We start from the raw sequence: 17,327 nt of genomic DNA, 5'->3' as shown, positions 1-17,327 counted from the left end.
AATAACCATATGAAAAATAAAGAAAAAAATAAACACACCCTCTTCACAAGAAGACCTGAGTGATGCATAATTGTTCACCATAAAGTTACAAATTCTAATCTCTGTTAAAAGGTCACAGCTATGCTTACCCCTGATATGATTTCTCGTCTGAATGATCAGTTGAATCTGGAATTCTATTCCGCCAATTTATATCTGCAAATGAGCGCCTGGTGTGCGGATAAAGGTTATGAGGGAGCTGCTTCATTCCTGAAAACTCACTCCCGTGAAGAAATGGACCATATGCAGCGTCTGTTTGATTACCTGAGTGATACCGGTGCATTACCTGTGCTGGGCAGCATTGATGCCCCACCGGTTACCTTTGAATCTCTGTCTGATGTGTTTACCCGTACTTATCAACACGAGCAGTTGATCACCAGCAAAATCAATGAACTGGCTCATGCTGCAATGACTACTCAGGACTACTCTACCTTCAACTTCCTGCAATGGTACGTTGCTGAGCAGCATGAAGAAGAGAAGACCTTTAAAAATGTTCTGGATAAACTGGGTATGCTGGAAAACAGCTCTAATGGAGCGTTCCTGCTGGATAAAGACCTGGGTCGCATGAACAGCACCACTCACAGCTAATCTGTGCGAATTTGCTAAAGCAGGGGCCAGCCCCCTGCTTTATTCTGCTGTTTCCGCTACTGTCTTCTGTTCTGCCCCATCCACGCCATCCTGCCGGGTAAATACCCCGACATAACGCTGATATCTCAGCGGCTTAATCAGCGATAAATCCACCAACACCAGACCGTCAACACAATTATTGAAATCCGGGTCACTACCGAAATCAATAAACTGCACCCCGCCAGGCTCACAAAGCTCTGAATACTGTTTATATAATGGCGGAATTGCACATCCCATATTCGCCAGCAGACGCTTCAGTCGCCGTAAATCCTGCTGATAATCATCGCCACTGAACTGAGCAAGCACTTCGGGCAATGACGCAGGGTAAGGACGGCGTGAAGTGGCAAGCTCCGCAGCCGGAGGAAAATAGAGCCGGTAAAAAGCCACCAGCAAATCGCGTGCCGCCAACGGAAGACCGCCAGAGATTGATACCGGACCGAACAGATAGCGAATATGTGGATAACGGGCCAGAAACGCACCAATGCCCATCCACAGGTACTCTAACCCGCGACTCCCCCAGTAAGCAGGCTGAACGAAACTGCGCCCCAGTTCAATGCCCTGCGCCAGTACCGGCAGCATCCCCGGATCATATTCAAACAGGCTCTGGCTGTAGATCCCCCGGATTTCTTCCCCGGTGAGTTGTGATGCAGTAGGTAACAGACGATAGGCACCGACAATCTCCAGTGCATCATCATCCCACAACATCAGATGGAAGTAGTCATCATCATAGCGGTCCAGATCACGCCGCCGGCCACTGCCTTCCCCGACAGCACGAAAGGCTATTTCCCGTAAACGACCAATTTCCCGCAGTACCGGTACATAGCTTTCCTTGCCCCGTTGCCAGAGAAAAATATATTTGCCGTCTGGCAGCCTGCCCAACAGTTCACTGCTGAACAGCTGTTTACGTACCGCCCCTCTGTCTTCAGGCCGGGCAATCGCATTTTCGGTCTGAAATAGTCCGGGACGGCCACGGGCAATCCGGTAAAGATGCTTACGTAACCGCGCGGCCACTTCTTTGGCAGGAGTATGTCCATCGTGCCAGTTGCTAAACGGAATACGCGCCCCTACCTGCATTTTTACGGTAGTGCCACGACAACGGAACATCTCCCTGACCAGCATAAGCAGAGCCGCTGACGGGCAGAGTTTGGCGGTCAGATAAAAAGGCAGACTGTTTTTACCGGCGACAAATACCGGCAGTACCGGTGCGCGGCTTTTAGCGGCAAGGCGGACAAAGCTGTGATGCCAGCGGCCATCTTTAATTCCCTTGCTGCTTAACCGGGAAACCTCCCCGGCAGGAAAAATGATAACCACGCCCTGATTAGCCAGTTGTTGCCGGATACCGGATAACTGTTCGCGACCAGTTTTCTGGCCCATATTATCCACCGGCAGCAGAACAGGATGCAGGCTGGTCAGGCTCATCAGTAAACGGTTAGCCACGATTTTCACATCGCGTCTGACCTGAGCGACAGCATGCAATAATGCCAGACCATCTAACGCACCTAGCGGATGGTTAGCTACCAGTACCAGCGGGCCACTGACCGGGATTTGTTCCAGCTCGCGGGCGGTGAGTTCACAGCGGACATCCAGATATTCCAGAATCTGTTCAACCATTTCCAGGCCGTGCAGATGAGGATATTCGGCGGCAAACCGGATAAATTCCTGTTCGCGCATCGCCCGGCGTAAAAAACGTTTTTGCCATTCAGAGGCATTGAATTCAGGCCAATAGTCCTGCAACAGATGATCGACGGTAAACACCGGGGTTCCCCCTGAGACAGATAGAATAAGGCACTGAAGCACATTACTTTTCGGGGATGACAGAGTGATGACAGCGGTACGCTGTCATCACAGAGAGAGGATTATAATTCGAGCGGTGGCAGACGGGTAAAGACACTCAGCAAGCCTTTGCTCCATAGCTGCCGGATTTGTGAGAAATAGGGATGCTGATCCGTCAGATGATACTGTTCTGCATCACTGTAACTATCAGTACGGTAAATCATCACATCCAGCGGCAAGCCTACTGAAATATTACTGGCCAGTGTGGAATCCATCGAAATCAGCGCACACTGCATCGCCTGTTCCAGCGGTGTTTCATAGCGCAGCACGCGGTCGATAATCGGCTTGCCATATTTACTCTCACCAATCTGAAAGTAAGGAGTGTCAGCACCGGCTTCGATAAAATTCCCCTGCGGGTAAATCTGGAACAACCGGGGTTCTTCACCGCGAATCTGCCCGCCGAGCAGCAGAGTCCCGCTAAATTCTTCCCCGTCGCGTTTAATCACTTCGCGCAGTGTTTCTCCGATCATCAGTGCAACATCATATAATGATGCTGACTTCAGGATCCCTGACATCTCTCCCCCCTCCTGATGAGCCCGCCGTAACAAACTGAGCACACTCTGAGTAGTGGCCAGATTGCCGGCGCTCTGCAGGACCAGCGTCCTTTCATTGTCTACCTGAAAAACATGCAGTTTCCGGAAGGTAGAGATATGGTCAACGCCGGCATTAGTCCGCGAGTCAGACACAAATACCATGCCTGAAGATAAACGCATTGCGACGCAATAAGTCATAGTAAGGATCCTGATTCCATAAGTGCTATTGTTGCGGGGCGACCTTCTGCACGGCCGCTACAGCCCGCATACTTTCTCCCCCGCCGCCCAGCCGTACTCCGCGGACCGGGCAGGCATCCAGATAATCGACCCCGACAGCCAGTTTCAGATGCTGGCGGGTATCGCGGGTATTGTTAGTAATATCAAAACTTTCCCAACGGTCATTTACCCATGCTTCTACCCAGGCGTGAGTAGCGACATGTTCGGTATTATCAGTATACAGGTAACCACTGACATAACGTGCCGGAATCCCCAAACTGCGACAACAGGCCAGAAAAACATGGCTGTGATCCTGGCAGACACCGGTTCCCCGGGCAAAGACTTCACTGGCCGTATCGGCAACCGTCGTACTGCCAGGCCGGTACGGCATTTTTTCCAGTACTGCCGTCATCATCGCTTCGAGTGACGCCAGCGGCTGCGCCTCCTGCCAGTATTCCTGAGCAAAAGCACGAATTTCACGATCCGGCTGGGTTAACGGCGAGAAGCGTAAAAAAACCAGCGGTGACAAATGGCACTCATCGGTATAGCTGAAATCGTCCTGCTCGTGGATAGTCACTTCCCCTCGCGCCTGGATCTCAAGGATCTGATGGGGCGAATCCAGGGTCAGTACGTGCATTACATTGCCATAGGCATCCACTGTCCGGGTGGCATCACCAGGCAGCATCAGCTCCCAGTGAACAATTTGCTGATTGGGTGTGTTCTGTGGCGTCAGACGCAGATACTGGGTGCTGAGTTTTACCTGGTCGTCGTAGCTATACCAGGTCTTATGATCGATTGTCAGTTTCATTGTGCCTCCAGATACGTTTCCTGAATACTTTGCGCCAGCTGATTAATCCGCGATGAAAAGCTCTCCAGCCAGACATAAACACCGTCGGTGATTAAACTTTCCCAGCTGTTAAACCGTAACTCCGCCAGCATCTGGCTGGTGAGTAACCGTGGCCGGTCTTCGCCGTGCTTGCCAATCAGCTCCAACTGCCTGGAGATAGCCTCAATACAGGAGTGCAATGAACGGGGACTTTCGTTGCGCAAAATCAGTAACTGATTGACGTTATCCTGCATGACCTGTTGATGGAAAATCGTGTGATACCCTTCTTTTGCCGACACCGCACGTAGCAAAGTGTCGAGGAAATAGTATTCACGTACCGAATCTTCCTGCACTCCGGGCAATTCCTGGTTAATGGTCAGTAACCGGGCAGTTCCGTCACAGCGCTCCAGTTGTGTCCCCAGTTGAATAAAGTATAGTGCATCCCCCCGTAACAGGGTGCCGAGCAGCGCACCACGGAACAGGTGGGAACGTTCCTTGACCCAGTCAAAAAAACTGTCGGCATTGGCACTGGTCACTCCACGGCGCCGCATATTACGCAGCTCAATCCAGGTACTGTTGATACTTTCCCAGACTTCTGAAGAGAGACTGCCCCGAACCGCATGAGCGTTGTTCCACGCCGATTGCCAACAGCTAAAAATACTGCCCGGGTTACGATCATCAAGAGCATAAAAATTAAACAGCTGCGGCATGGTGTAACGACCGTTCAGCATTTCAAACAGCTGCTTTGTGCCGGTCAGATTCACTGGCAGTAATAGTTCGTCGCCCTGATTCTGATGAACCGCCAGCATCGATAACCGGTTAGTCACATCCAGAACCCTGGCGAGCTGCTCAGCACGTTCCAGATAACGCGCCATCCAATATAATCCACTCGCTGTGCGACTTAACATGATGAATCATCCTCCAGAACCCAGGTATCTTTGGTTCCCCCTCCCTGAGAGGAGTTCACCACCAGTGACCCTTCCGTTAATGCCACCCGGGTCAGACCTCCGGGGACCAGACGAATATCGGCCCCGCACAGTGCAAATGGCCGTAAATCGATATGCCTTGGAGCCAGTCCCTCCCCCGTAAATGTCGGGCAGGTTGATAACGACAACGTGTCCTGAGCGATATAATTGTCCGGGCGAGCCAGCAACCTGGCGCGAAAATCTTCGATTTCGGCACGGCTGGCGACCGGACCTATCAGCATGCCGTAGCCACCGGCGCCGTGGACCTCTTTCACGACCATTTTGTCGAGATTCGCCAGCACATAGCTCAGATCCTTTGGACGACGACATTGCCAGGTCGGCACATTATTAAGAATCGGTTCTTCCTGGAGGTAGTAACGGATCATATCCGGAACATAAGGGTAGATAGACTTATCATCTGCAACCCCTGTACCGATGGCGTTCGCCAGCACCACGTTACCGGCACGATAGACCGACAACAGACCAGCAACGCCCAGCATAGAATCCGCGCGGAATGCCAGTGGATCAAGGAAGGCATCATCGACACGACGATAAATAACATCAACTTTGCACGGCCCTTCGGTCGTACGCATCAACACCGCTCCGTCTTTAACAAACAGATCGGCACTTTCTACCAGTTCAACCCCCATCTGCTGAGCAAGAAAACTGTGTTCAAAGTAAGCACTGTTGAAGCGGCCCGGGGTTAATACCACCACAACCGGATCGTTAACCGGCGAGCTTTCACGCAGGGTTTGTAGCAGATGTGAGGGGTAGCGCTCCACCGGAGCAATTGACTGTGTGGCAAATAACTCAGGATACAACCGCATCATCATTTTACGGTTTTCCAGCATATAGGAGACGCCGGAAGGTGTTCTGAGGTTATCCTCCAACACATAATATTCACCGTCGCTGTTACGGACCATGTCAACACCGACAATATGCGCGTAGATGTTCCGGTGAAGATCAACGCCCTGCATACAGGGCTGGTATTGATCATTAACCAGCACCTGTTCAGCAGGAATAATTCCGGCCTTCAGAATATGCTGCTGATGATAAATATCGTGCAGAAACAAGTTTAATGCCTGAACCCGCTGGCGGATCCCTTTATCCAGTTGCGCCCATTCGCTGGCCGGAATAATACGTGGCACGCTGTCGAACGGGATTAACCGGTCAGCACCATCATCATCACCATAGACATTAAAGGTAATGCCGACACGGTGAAATAATAGTTCTGCCTCCTCCTTCTTACGGGCAATAGCCTCTTTATCCGCCTGCTTTAACCACTCCCAGTAGTCTTTGTAGTGGGGCCGGTACAATCCATCTTTGAGTAACATCTCATCATAAAAATTTGCTGCTATCTGATAGCTATGATTCATGCTCCACCCACCGCTTTCCTGTGATGACCTGAGATAGCTCTGCATTTTTTATGCCAGGAGTTGGGCATAAAATTTTCTGAAATCCCGTTAGTTAGTGTTGTTTTTCTGAAAAAAAGCCAGCCAGGCATCACGAAACAATGGACTAAGATCTCCGCAGCGCCTGTTATTTGTGCGCGCACTGCGAAGGCGCACCGTTTCGGGGAATCGCAAACCATCGGCTTTTGAACAGCTTAAATTCATAATTCAGGACACTCCCCCATAACAGTACCTGCCATGATGGGTTTTCACTGTTATGCAGCAACTGGTTAACAAAAACCGCATCCCTGATAACTGTTATAGCCACGATTGGTGTATCTGTCTCTTTTTAGTCTGAAATATTTGTGATGAACTATGGGCAGAACAGCGGAGGATATATGGACAAAGTTAAACAAATTCTTCAGCAGGAAATCGATCGTCTTAATGTCGCAGAGCAGCGGGACAATTTGCCACGCTTTAGTTTTACGTTTTTGCGTAAACATCCCGGGCTGTGGTTCGTCATGTATCTCTGTTATGCATTATGCGTGGCACTGATCTTCTCTACCGAGATGCTGGGCTGGCCAGCCTTCTGGTTCGCCACTGCCTTTGTTCTGGGAATGAGTCTGTTGATGCTGATGGATATCTCGCCTAAATACCGTTTCGAAGATATCGATGCCCTGGATTTACGGGTCTGCTATAACGGCGAGTGGTACTACATCCGGGCAGTCTCTCAGCAATGCATTAACGCGATTAACAACGATCCGGAAGTACCGTCACAGGTGAAACAAGGGATCGCCAGATTGCTGGAGAAAAAAGGGGAAGTTGATTTTTATGATATCTATCATCTGACCTGGGGTGGTCGCAGCGCAGCAACTATCTGAGTTATTCAGCTAAGCTGCCCGACTATCAGTTCACCAAGAACAGTCACCGCCTGTTCTGCCCGTTGATCCCAGGGCCAGGCGGCATTAAAACGAAAACAGTGACGATGCTGCCGGGAAGCAGAAAACAGCTCTCCCGGCGCAATGCTAATTCCCTTCGCCAGTGCCTGATGGTAGAGCTGTGTACTGTCGAAGTCCGGAGGCAGTTCAATCCACAAAAAATCCCCGCCATGATCTGCATGGATCACAGCTTCCGCCGGTAAGGCTCGTTGCAATGCCGTAATGGCCAGTTTTTTACGTGCGGCGAGCTGACGACGCAGGCGTTTCAGATGCTGGTCATAATGCTGACTTTCCAGAAAACCGACCAGTGCCAGTTGTATCGGTGTACTTACCGACAGAGTGCTCATCAGTTGTAGCTGCTGTATCCGTAGCGCATGTTTCCGGGTCACCACCCAGCCGATACGAAATCCGGCGACCAGATCTTTCGAGAAAGAACCGCAATGCAACACTGTGCCACCGTTATCCCATGCCAGGGCCGGCAGCGGCGGCTGTTCTCCTTCCCACAGGCTGGTATAAACATCATCTTCAATCAGCGCCACCTGATTCTCTGCTAACAGACTGACCAGTTGCTGTTTATGTTCAGCGGATAGGGTATAACCGAGAGGATTCTGGTGGCTGGTCATCAGCCAGCAGGCTTTTACCGGCCAGCGTTGCAACGCCTGTTGAAGACTGGCTAAATCGATCCCTTCTCCGGGAACGGCAGGGATAGCCAGCGCTTTAAGCTTCAGTCGTTCAATTGCCTGTAAGGCACCGTAAAACGCGGGGCTTTCTATAATGACCCAGTCACCCGGTTCTGTTACCGCCTGCAGGCTCAGGTTCAGAGCATCCATGGCGCCATTAGTGATTACAATATCGTCCGGCGATACCAGAATACCCTGCCGGGTATAGCGCCGGGCCAGAATTTTGCGTAATTCGACATTACCGGGCGGCAGATTATCAATAGCATCGCCGGTGGTTAGATGGCGGGAAACATCGCCTAATGAGCGCATTAACGCCCGCATCGGGAAAAGTTCAGGGTCAGGAAACGCAGAGCCGAAAGGCACTATCTGTGGGTCACGGCAGGCCTGCAGGACATCAAACACGAAACGGTTAGTATCCGCCTGTTCACTGTGTTTTACCGCAGCAGCGTCATGGGGAAGACCAGGGGCGACATAATAACCGGATTGTGGGCGGGAGATAATCCAGCCCTGACTTTCCAGCAGAGTGTAGGCATTCATGACAGTCATCAGGCTGACCTGCAACAGCTCAGACTGGGCACGTAACGAAGGCAGCTTATCTCCTGCCTGCCAGATGCCCGCTTCAATTTGCTGCTGCATCTGTTCTGCTATCTGCTGAAATTTACTCACATCACTCCGGTATCACTGTTCCTGTGGTCAGCCACAGGACTGTTTTTCAGTGCAGTGCCGAAAATCAGGCCCTGATTTTTTGCGAACCGGTTTCCGGCACCAGATCCAGTTTCACCGGACGAGGCAGCTTACCCTGGACTTCAGGTAACACCAATTGCTCCGGAGGAACCGGCCGGCTGAAGTAGAACCCCTGCAGGATGTTACAACCCAGGCTGGCCAGCTGACGTTGTTGTTCCTCAGTTTCTACACCTTCCGCCACGATGTTCAGATTCATATTTTTTGCCAGATCGATGATCATCGACAGTAACCGGGTATCAGTACACTGCTTGTTTATCTCCCGCACGAATGCACGGTCAATTTTCAGCTCACTGGCTGGCATACTTTGCAGATACAACAGACTGGAATAACCGGTACCGAAATCATCAATCGAAACTTTAATACCATATTCTTTCAGAGCCGTCAGAATACGGATAGTTTCCTGAGGCGATCGCATGGCGGTGGTTTCGGTAATTTCGAGGATCAGTTTGTCAGCAGGGACTTTATTTGCCGTTAAGGCATTCAGGACTACGCTCTGCAGCATCTCCTGTTCAAACTGAAGTGCTGACAGGTTCACCGAGACCGAAAGTTCCGTATTACCCTGAGCATGCCAGATAGCCAGCTGACGGCAGGCTTCATTCAGTACCCACTCACCTACCTGAATGATCATGCCACTTTTCTCGGCAATCGGTAAGAACTTATCCGGAGAGAGCAGGCCACGGGTTGGATGCTGCCAACGAACCAGAGCTTCATAACCAATAATATTGCCACTCTGTGCATCATTCTTCGGCTGATAGAACAGACGCAGCTCATTGTGGTACAACGCCCGCCACAATTCGTTTTTCAGCTGCACCTGGCTTTTACCCATCGAATTCATGCTGGCACGGTAGATGCTGTAACCATTACGACCATTATTTTTGGTGTGGTACATCGCAACATCAGCATTGAACATCATTTCACGACCTTCAGCACCATGCTGTGGGTACTGTGCGATACCAATACTGATAGAAACCATCAGTTCATATTCACCGATATGGAAAGGCTGCTCTATCGCCTTCACCATTCGCGAGGCAATATCTTCGGCTTGTTCAGCAGAAGTCCCCGGGGTCAGTAACACAAACTCATCGCCCCCTACCCGCGCCAGAACCTGCTCTGATTCAAGAATATTTTTCAGACGGTCAGACGCGGTAACCAGCAGACGGTCGCCGATATGGTGCCCGTAGGCATCATTGATCATTTTAAAACCGTCGAGATCGAGAAACATCAGCGAGAAGGTTGCAATACCTGCAGAGGCATTGCGGATATAATGTTCCAGCTGTTCTTCCAGATAGACACGGTTTGGCAGCAGTGTGAGTGGATCATGCATCGCCAGTTTGTGCAGTTCACGGTTGGCCAGATGTAATTTTTTTGCCAGACGGGTCGCTTTAATTTGTGAATCGACCATCGAAATTAGCAGACTGGAACCCAGTATTGCCAGGGTAAACAGAAACACCCAGATAGCCAGGGTCGGGGAATTTACACCATGCCCGTCAATGTAGCTGCCCTCATGAAAGCTGGCAGCTGCCATGCCGGTGTAGTGCATTCCGGCAATCGCGACACCCATAACCAGTGATGCCTGCAAACGACGCATCACAATACCATTTTCGCCTTTACGCAGGTTGAAGGCCAGCCACAGCGCTACGCCTGAAGCGACATAGGCTATCAGCACTGACAAGGCCACCAGCCAGTAATTCCACTCAATCGGAGGTTGCACCAGCAGAGCATACATTCCGATGTAATGCATCCCTACCACGCCACTTCCCAGTAGCATTGCACCACCCACCAGGCGGCCAAACCCCAGTTGCGGATGACCAATCACCTGTTGTAAGGCGGCAATAGAGGCAACAATGACGATAATTAACGACGCGGCAGTATCGCTGGTGCCATAGTGCATTGGCATCGGAAACATCATTGCCAGGATACCAATAAAATGCATCGACCAGACACCAATCCCCATTGCGGTACCACCACCCGCCAGCCATAACTTCGCTTTCCATCCCTGGGAACTGGCAACCCGTCCTGCCGTATCAAGGGCAGTAAAAGAGGCTATAAAGGCAATGATAAGTGAAATTAACACCAGCCATTTATTCCAGGATACATCCAGCATGCTGACTCCCTTTGTCTTGGGTTATTTAAGCAAAGATATTATTAAAAATGACAGAGACAAAAAGGAAAGCTGTCATCTTCATTTACGGCCAACGGTAAACTCATCATTAATGAGTTATTTTCAGTTATTTCATTAAGCTGCAACAATTTGCAGATCTGCCAGGGGCAATGGAAATAAACGTAGTGCAACGAATGTTGCTGCGTGAAAATCTGTTAGTGAATTTTCTACCAGTAGGCATAGTACGCCAGATAATCCGACGGAAACAAACCTTAATTAATCTTATGTCTAAAAAAAATGGTTTGCCGAAGCGAGGGCTCCGGCAAATGGTGGTTTTACTCTGACGGGCAACACTCAGGAGAGGCTTACGGGTGGAGAATAACCAGCCGCTCAGGCCAGTCACCTGAGCGGCCACAGACTACAGACTGTGCAGTGGTCCTGCGGTCTTTTTCTGCTGATAGCGTCGCACCAGGTAACCGATGCATAGAGTTCCTACCAGACCACAGCAACCGGCAAAGGTCAGCCATGCTCCCGGCATCGATTTATCATCTGTCGCATGAATCAGATAACTGGATACCGCAGGGGTAAACCCGCCGAACAATGCTGTCGCCAGACTGTAGGCCAGAGAGAACCCTGCCGCCCGGACTTCAGCCGGCATGATCTCTGCCAGATAGACCACCATCGCCCCGTTATAGCTGGCGTAGAGGAATGACAACCACAGCTCGGCAGTTAACAGATGACCAAACGACGGTGCCGCTACCATCCACTTCAGCACTGGCCACGCAGTCAGCATAGTTAACAGGGTGAAGGTTATCAGCAGCGGGCGGCGACCAATCCGGTCAGACAACGATCCCATCACCGGCAGCCAGAATAAATTCGATACACCGACAAATAGCGTCACCATAAAACTCTGGTGGTCCGTCATCATCAGCACTGTCTTACCAAAGGTCGGGGTAAAGGCCGTAATCATATAGAACATGACGGTGGTGGTAACCACCATCAGCATCCCGGCGAGAACCAGTGCCCAGTTGCTGGCCACTGAACGCATAATTTCTGTCATGCCGGGACGATGTTTACGCTGCTGAAAACTCTCTGTCTCTTCCAGCATACGGCGGATATAAAACAGGAAGGGAACAATCAGGCAGCCGATAATAAACGGAATACGCCAACCCCAGTCTGTCACCTGACCTTTGTCCAGCCAGTGATTCAGCATTAACCCCAGTAACGCAGCAAAGATAACCGATAATTGCTGACTCCCCGACTGCCAGCTGACATAGAAGCCTTTGCGCCCTTTCGGCGCGATTTCAGACAGGTAAACGGAAACCCCACCCAGTTCAACCCCGGCGGAGAATCCCTGCAATAAACGACCTACGAGGATAATTAACGGAGCCGCCGCGCCAATCGTCTGATAACCCGGGGTCAGAGCAATAGTCAGAGTACCAATAGCCATCAGTCCCAGGGTCAGCAGTAACCCTTTACGGCGACCATGATGGTCAATATAAGCACCGAGGATAATGGCCCCCAGAGGGCGCATCAGGAAACCGGCACCAAAGGTCATCAGTGTCAGCATCAACGATGAATAAGGGTCATTGCCCGGGAAGAAGGTTTTTGAAATGGCGGTGGCATAGTAGCCAAACACCATAAAGTCGTACATTTCAAGAAAGTTTCCGCTGGTCACACGGAAAATAGATTTAGCTCCGCTGGTTTTAGCCGCCGGAGAAGATGTACCCGAATTATTCATTGCTCAGCCCTGCCGTTATAGTTTTAGTCTGCACTGTTTATTTACCCCGGTTACCAGCAGAAAGATGTGACGACAGTCATCTTTATGATTTACAGAAACATACAATTTGGTAACAAAACAACAACCGGCAGATTGTAAACATCAGACTATTTCTAAACGGTGGCAAAAAAAAACCTCCCGAAAGGGAGGTTCATTTAGTTCGGACTGGTACAGGAATTAGTTGCCCGCGGTAGTTCCGGCGGTTTCCAGCCCCATCAGTCCAATCTTCAGATAGCCTGCGGCACGCAATTGATCCATCACACTCATCAGCGTGGCATAGTCCACATCTTTATCCGCCTGGAAGAAGATGGTGCTTTCTTTGTTGCCACTGGTCAGTGAATCAATGGCCGAAACCAGCTGTTCTTTTGAGACTTCATTGTTGCCGACATACAGTTGTTTGTCCGCTTTAATACTCAGATAGACCGGTTTATCCGGACGAGGCTGAGGAACGCTGGTTGAAGCCGGAAGATTAACTTTGACATCTACGGTGGCCAGAGGCGCTGCAACCATAAAAATGATTAACAGCACTAACATAACGTCGATAAACGGCGTTACGTTAATTTCACTCATTTCCCCATCGCTTTCTAAATCATCTTTCAGATGCATCGCCATAACAATTAACTCACCCGCAGTTTATGTGCGGAAGCCCGCAGATCTACCGGCTCATGGCTCTGCCCTAAATCCAGATCACGGCTCTGCAGCAATAATACCTGAGCGGCAGTATCACTTAATGAAGCTTTATAACCAGCAATCATCCGTGCAAATACGTTATAAATCACTACCGCAGGAATTGCTGCAACCAGACCTACCGCAGTAGCAAGCAGCGCTTCGGCAATCCCCGGAGCCACGACTGCCAGGTTAGTGGTCTGACTTTGAGCAATCCCGATAAAGCTGTTCATGATGCCCCATACGGTACCGAACAGACCGATAAACGGTGCGACAGAACCGATGGTTGCCAGGAAGCCATTACCCCGTGATGCATAACGACCGACGGCTGCGACTCTTCGCTCCAGACGGAAACCGGTACGATCTTTGATACCGTCACTGTCTTCTGCGCCGGCAGAAAGCTGACGTTCATCCTGAGCTTCTGCAATCAGACTGCGACTGTGACTGTTGGCAGCGAATTTGCTGGCAACATCGACGGCCTGCTGTAATGTACGCACTTCTTTCAGGGCTTTCTGTTCTGATTTAAGGCGCCGTTTGGCCGAACTCAGTTCTGTAAACTTGCCGAAGAAGATTGCCCAGGTAACCACAGAGGCGAGCAACAAGCCTATCATTACTACTTTTACAACAATATCAGCATGATGATACATGCCCAGAACGGACAGATCCGTTTGCATCAAATTATTGGTCACCACTTGTACTACCCCATCTCAACGGTTAATTTCTTGCAATCACGCGATGATACCAAAACACAGCTTAATTGATAGTAGTTATCATTAGTATTTACAAATTCTTCCAATATTCGTGGCTGACATCTGTGACGTTTTGTGGTTACGCCGGACAGCTGAACAGCAGTAATCCGTTACTCTCCGTGTTATCCGGCCCGCGATTTTTCTTTGATACTCTGGCCTGAGCAACATTTCATGTTAAGTTGTAGTAAAGGTATTTACAGGCAGAGCAGGAATCAATGACAGACAAAAAAACAGATAAAAAACTGGAAACCACACTGGTCAGTGCCGGCCGGCAGAAACGTTATACTGCCGGCGCAGTTAACAGCGTTATTCAGCGTGCATCTTCTCTGGTCTTCGACACCGTTGCTGATAAAAAACGTGCCGCCGCAGGGCGCACCCGTGGAGAGTTGTTTTACGGGCGCCGCGGGACTCTGACCCACTTTTCATTGCAGGATGCGATGACAGAACTGGAAAATGGTGCTGGTTGTGCCCTTTACCCTTGCGGAGCCGCCGCAGTCACCAATGCTATTCTGGCGTTTGTTGAAAGCGGCGATCATGTACTGATGAGTGGTTCGGTCTATGAACCCACCCGCGATTTCTGCAATGTGATCCTGCGTAAACTGAACGTAGCTACCACTTTCTTCCCTCACATCAGCGGAGCGGAGATTATTCAGTGGCTGAAGCCGGAAACACGGGTGGTATTTCTTGAATCCCCGGCCTCCATCACTATGGAGGTTCAGGATATTCCCGCCATTGTCGCCGCCATTCGCCAGGCTGCCCCGAATGCCATCATTATGATGGACAATACCTGGGCGGCAGGAGTGCTGTTTAACGCACTCGATTTCGGAATTGATATTTCTATCCAGGCTGGCACTAAGTACCTGATAGGACATTCCGATGCGATGATCGGTACCGCAGTCGCCAATCAGCGCTGCTGGGACACCCTGCGCGAAAACTCTTACCTGATGGGTCAGATGGTTGATGCAGATACCGCCTATATGACTTCACGCGGCCTGCGTACCCTGGGGGTAAGATTACGTCAGCATGAAGAGAGCAGCATTCAGGTTGCTGAATGGCTTGCGGAGCGGGAAGAGGTCTGGCGGGTCAATCATCCGGCACTGCCACAGTCTCCCGGTCATGAGTTCTGGAAGCGTGATTTTTCCGGCAGCAGCGGTTTATTTTCGTTTATTCTGCGTCGCGAACTGTCACGTGAAGCACTGGCTGACTTCCTGGATAACTTCCAACATTTCAGCATGGCTTATTCCTGGGGCGGCTTTGAATCTCTGATCCTCGCCAATCAGCCTGATGAAATTGCCGCTATCCGACCGGATCAGGAGCCTCACTTACCGGGGACACTGATAAGGCTGCATATCGGGCTGGAAAACGTGGATGATTTAATCGCTGATCTGGCCGCAGGTTTCGACCGGCTGGCTCGTTATGCCTGACAACGCATCCGGCCATTGTGGCCGGAAATTTATTACAGGGATTTGTCGTTGTATGACGGATGCCCGCAGTATGAAACCCTGACACGGGTCAGGTTACGGGAAGAAAAATGAGTGCTTTACACGAGATAATCCATGCCCTGTGGCATCAGGATTTCGCCGTTCTGGCGGATCCGCATGTTATCTGGATTGTCTACGCGGTGATGTTTTGCATGCTGTTTCTGGAAAACGGGTTACTGCCCGCGGCTTTTTTGCCGGGTGACAGTTTACTGCTGCTGGCAGGAGCCATGATTGCTAAAGGGGTGATGGGATTTCTTCCGACGGTTGTAATCCTTACCTGTGCTGCCAGCCTGGGATTCTGGATGGGATATCTGCAGGGGCGGTGGCTGGGAAATACCCGGCTGGTGCAGGGCTGGCTGAAACACCTGCCCGCTAAATATCACCAACGAGCCTGGCAGATGTTCAACCGTCATGGTCTGGCGGCTTTACTCGCAGGCCGATTTCTGGCGTTTGTTCGCACGGTTCTGCCGACTATGGCTGGAATTTCCGGGCTTAGTAACACCCGCTTTCAACTGTTCAACTGGTTAAGCGGCCTGTTGTGGGTCGTACTGCTGGTCGCCCTGGGGTACGGTATCAGCCATGTGCCGTTTATTAAACGCCATGAAGATCAGGTAATGGCTATACTGATGCTGCTGCCTCTCCTGCTGCTGGTCTGTGGCCTGGCAGGCAGTCTGGTATTTCTCTGGAAGAAAAAGCGCCAGACTTCAGTATAAAACCCGCTCACGTCAGGCATCGACTGATGCCTGACGTACCCGCTGAATTTCCTCCCCCGGGGTCACCCCGAAATACCGTTTATATTCACGGGAAAACTGCGAAACACTTTCATACCCTACTTCGATTGCCGCATTACCTGCCTTCATTTGCTGATGCGCCAGCAATCGTCTGGCCTCATGCAACCGGTAACGTTTCAGATATTGCAGCGGCGAGGTCTGAGTGACCGTTTTAAAATGGTGATAAAATGCCGAAGTACTCATATTGACCTCAGCCGCCAGGATATCAATGCTTAACGCACTTCGGTAGTCCTGCTCTATCCGACGCAGCGCTTTAGCTATCTGGCTAATACGGGTCTGACTGCCGGACAGTGATAACAGTGCCCTGCCACAAGGACCGGTCAGTAAATAGAAGTACATCTCTTTAATGATCTGATTTGCCAGCAGTCTGGCTTCCAGAGGCCGGGTCATCACCTCCAGTAATCTTTCAGAAATTCTCAGCATATCCTGAGTTAATTCAGCCGAATGGATAGCAGTGATCAACTGAGATGGCTGATATTCGTATTGCTCACCAATTTCGAGGATCATTTCCTGTACCAGCAACATATCCACATCAATAAATAATCCGGCCAACGGCTGCTCTTTACTGCCATGCGTTTCACATTCCACCGGCAGCGCGACACTGAGCAGCAGATAGCGGCTGGGATCGTAGCTGAAACTGATATCCCCCAGATATCCGGTTTTACTGCCCTGAAACAGAATGGCAATCCCGGGGCGATACATAACAGGACTGAGTTTTAAATGTTCATCGGCATACATCAGCGATACATTTTTTATCGGGCTGAGTCCTCCGGACAAAGAATGATGTAAAGCAATGACCTGCTGAGCCAGGCGCTGACAATATTTGTTATCAGACATTAAATTTCCTCTCTTGCCGGAATCCGACCCTCCCCTGGCGGGGTTAAAAAATAATCAATATCAGACAATCACTCTCTGCCAGATACCCGGATAGCAACTACACTTAACCTCAGACCTCACCACCTGACGTGTT

The 17,327-nt window shown here is 50.5% G+C and carries 15 protein-coding genes; 4 read left to right on the top strand and 11 right to left on the bottom strand.

Annotation, left to right across the window (positions count from 1 at the left end):
* Nucleotides 1-120: 120 nt before the first annotated feature.
* Nucleotides 121-624, top strand: coding sequence for a non-heme ferritin (gene ftnA / locus A7K98_RS03485; RefSeq protein WP_087487320.1), 504 nt, complete (start codon nucleotides 121-123; stop codon nucleotides 622-624).
* Nucleotides 625-663: 39 nt separating this feature from the next.
* On the opposite strand, the gene A7K98_RS03480 is transcribed toward ftnA, so the two are convergent.
* The 5 genes from A7K98_RS03480 to A7K98_RS03460 form a co-directional block, all read right to left on the bottom strand.
* On the bottom strand, nucleotides 664-2,418 hold the full coding sequence (locus A7K98_RS03480; protein ID WP_087487319.1) for a lysophospholipid acyltransferase family protein: 1,755 nt from the start codon (nucleotides 2,416-2,418) through the stop codon (nucleotides 664-666).
* Between the two features lie 101 nt (nucleotides 2,419-2,519).
* Nucleotides 2,520-3,227, bottom strand: a complete 708-nt coding sequence (locus A7K98_RS03475) for a proteasome-type protease (protein WP_087487318.1) — start codon at nucleotides 3,225-3,227, stop codon at nucleotides 2,520-2,522.
* Between the two features lie 25 nt (nucleotides 3,228-3,252).
* A complete protein-coding gene (locus A7K98_RS03470; protein ID WP_087487317.1) occupies nucleotides 3,253-4,053 on the bottom strand; it encodes a transglutaminase family protein in 801 nt (266 codons plus the stop codon).
* Nucleotides 4,050-4,979 (bottom strand): alpha-E domain-containing protein, encoded by a 930-nt coding sequence (locus tag A7K98_RS03465; protein ID WP_087487316.1) that lies wholly within the window; start codon nucleotides 4,977-4,979, stop codon nucleotides 4,050-4,052. The genes A7K98_RS03470 and A7K98_RS03465 overlap by 4 nt, the downstream gene beginning before the upstream one ends.
* Entirely contained in the window at nucleotides 4,973-6,412 is a 1,440-nt protein-coding gene (locus tag A7K98_RS03460) for a circularly permuted type 2 ATP-grasp protein (protein WP_087487315.1), read from the bottom strand. Before A7K98_RS03460 ends, A7K98_RS03465 begins: the two co-directional genes overlap by 7 nt.
* A gap of 413 nt (nucleotides 6,413-6,825) precedes the next feature.
* On the opposite strand from A7K98_RS03460, the gene A7K98_RS03450 reads away from it, so the two are divergent.
* The gene (locus tag A7K98_RS03450; protein WP_087487313.1) at nucleotides 6,826-7,308 is read left to right on the top strand and encodes a YlaC family protein; all 483 of its coding nucleotides are present in this window, start codon (nucleotides 6,826-6,828) and stop codon (nucleotides 7,306-7,308) included.
* A 5-nt stretch (nucleotides 7,309-7,313) separates the two neighbouring features.
* On the opposite strand, the gene A7K98_RS03445 is transcribed toward A7K98_RS03450, so the two are convergent.
* The 5 genes from A7K98_RS03445 to exbB form a co-directional block, all read right to left on the bottom strand.
* A complete protein-coding gene (locus A7K98_RS03445; RefSeq protein ID WP_087493470.1) occupies nucleotides 7,314-8,711 on the bottom strand; it encodes an aminotransferase-like domain-containing protein in 1,398 nt (465 codons plus the stop codon).
* A gap of 64 nt (nucleotides 8,712-8,775) precedes the next feature.
* Nucleotides 8,776-10,893, bottom strand: a complete 2,118-nt coding sequence (locus A7K98_RS03440; protein ID WP_087487311.1) for a putative bifunctional diguanylate cyclase/phosphodiesterase — start codon at nucleotides 10,891-10,893, stop codon at nucleotides 8,776-8,778.
* A 415-nt stretch (nucleotides 10,894-11,308) separates the two neighbouring features.
* Complete coding sequence (tcuC, locus tag A7K98_RS03435) at nucleotides 11,309-12,631, bottom strand: MFS transporter (protein WP_087487310.1); 1,323 nt, start codon at nucleotides 12,629-12,631, stop codon at nucleotides 11,309-11,311.
* 216 nt (nucleotides 12,632-12,847) lie between these two features.
* Nucleotides 12,848-13,282, bottom strand: coding sequence for a TonB system transport protein ExbD (exbD, locus tag A7K98_RS03430; protein ID WP_087487309.1), 435 nt, complete (start codon nucleotides 13,280-13,282; stop codon nucleotides 12,848-12,850).
* Between the two features lie 5 nt (nucleotides 13,283-13,287).
* Nucleotides 13,288-14,025 (bottom strand): tol-pal system-associated acyl-CoA thioesterase, encoded by a 738-nt coding sequence (gene exbB, locus A7K98_RS03425; RefSeq protein WP_169715430.1) that lies wholly within the window; start codon nucleotides 14,023-14,025, stop codon nucleotides 13,288-13,290.
* A gap of 275 nt (nucleotides 14,026-14,300) precedes the next feature.
* Between exbB and metC the strand changes: the two genes are divergently transcribed.
* Together metC and A7K98_RS03415 are read left to right on the top strand one after the other, a co-directional pair.
* Entirely contained in the window at nucleotides 14,301-15,509 is a 1,209-nt protein-coding gene (gene metC, locus A7K98_RS03420; protein ID WP_087487308.1) for a cystathionine beta-lyase, read from the top strand.
* A 107-nt stretch (nucleotides 15,510-15,616) separates the two neighbouring features.
* Nucleotides 15,617-16,279, top strand: coding sequence for a DedA family protein (locus A7K98_RS03415; protein ID WP_087487307.1), 663 nt, complete (start codon nucleotides 15,617-15,619; stop codon nucleotides 16,277-16,279).
* A gap of 12 nt (nucleotides 16,280-16,291) precedes the next feature.
* On the opposite strand, the gene A7K98_RS03410 is transcribed toward A7K98_RS03415, so the two are convergent.
* The gene (locus A7K98_RS03410) at nucleotides 16,292-17,194 is read right to left on the bottom strand and encodes an AraC family transcriptional regulator (protein WP_087487306.1); all 903 of its coding nucleotides are present in this window, start codon (nucleotides 17,192-17,194) and stop codon (nucleotides 16,292-16,294) included.
* Nucleotides 17,195-17,327 lie beyond the last annotated feature (133 nt).

This window comes from Tatumella citrea, from assembly GCF_002163585.1.
Classification (GTDB): Bacteria; Pseudomonadota; Gammaproteobacteria; order Enterobacterales; family Enterobacteriaceae; genus Tatumella; species Tatumella citrea.
This window is presented reverse-complemented; position numbering and strand designations above follow the sequence as displayed.

Excerpts from the sequence above, each read along its gene's own strand:
- ftnA (WP_087487320.1), top strand. The coding sequence starts at position 121 with ATGCTTACCCCTGATATGATTTCTCGTCTGAATGATCAGTTGAATCTG.
- A7K98_RS03475 (WP_087487318.1), bottom strand. The coding sequence starts at position 3,227 with ATGACTTATTGCGTCGCAATGCGTTTATCTTCAGGCATGGTATTTGTG.
- A7K98_RS03470 (WP_087487317.1), bottom strand. The coding sequence starts at position 4,053 with ATGAAACTGACAATCGATCATAAGACCTGGTATAGCTACGACGACCAG.
- A7K98_RS03465 (WP_087487316.1), bottom strand. The coding sequence starts at position 4,979 with ATGTTAAGTCGCACAGCGAGTGGATTATATTGGATGGCGCGTTATCTG.
- A7K98_RS03460 (WP_087487315.1), bottom strand. The coding sequence starts at position 6,412 with ATGAATCATAGCTATCAGATAGCAGCAAATTTTTATGATGAGATGTTA.
- A7K98_RS03450 (WP_087487313.1), top strand. The coding sequence starts at position 6,826 with ATGGACAAAGTTAAACAAATTCTTCAGCAGGAAATCGATCGTCTTAAT.
- A7K98_RS03440 (WP_087487311.1), bottom strand. The coding sequence starts at position 10,893 with ATGCTGGATGTATCCTGGAATAAATGGCTGGTGTTAATTTCACTTATC.
- tcuC (WP_087487310.1), bottom strand. The coding sequence starts at position 12,631 with ATGAATAATTCGGGTACATCTTCTCCGGCGGCTAAAACCAGCGGAGCT.
- exbD (WP_087487309.1), bottom strand. The coding sequence starts at position 13,282 with ATGGCGATGCATCTGAAAGATGATTTAGAAAGCGATGGGGAAATGAGT.
- metC (WP_087487308.1), top strand. The coding sequence starts at position 14,301 with ATGACAGACAAAAAAACAGATAAAAAACTGGAAACCACACTGGTCAGT.
- A7K98_RS03415 (WP_087487307.1), top strand. The coding sequence starts at position 15,617 with ATGAGTGCTTTACACGAGATAATCCATGCCCTGTGGCATCAGGATTTC.
- A7K98_RS03410 (WP_087487306.1), bottom strand. The coding sequence starts at position 17,194 with ATGTCTGATAACAAATATTGTCAGCGCCTGGCTCAGCAGGTCATTGCT.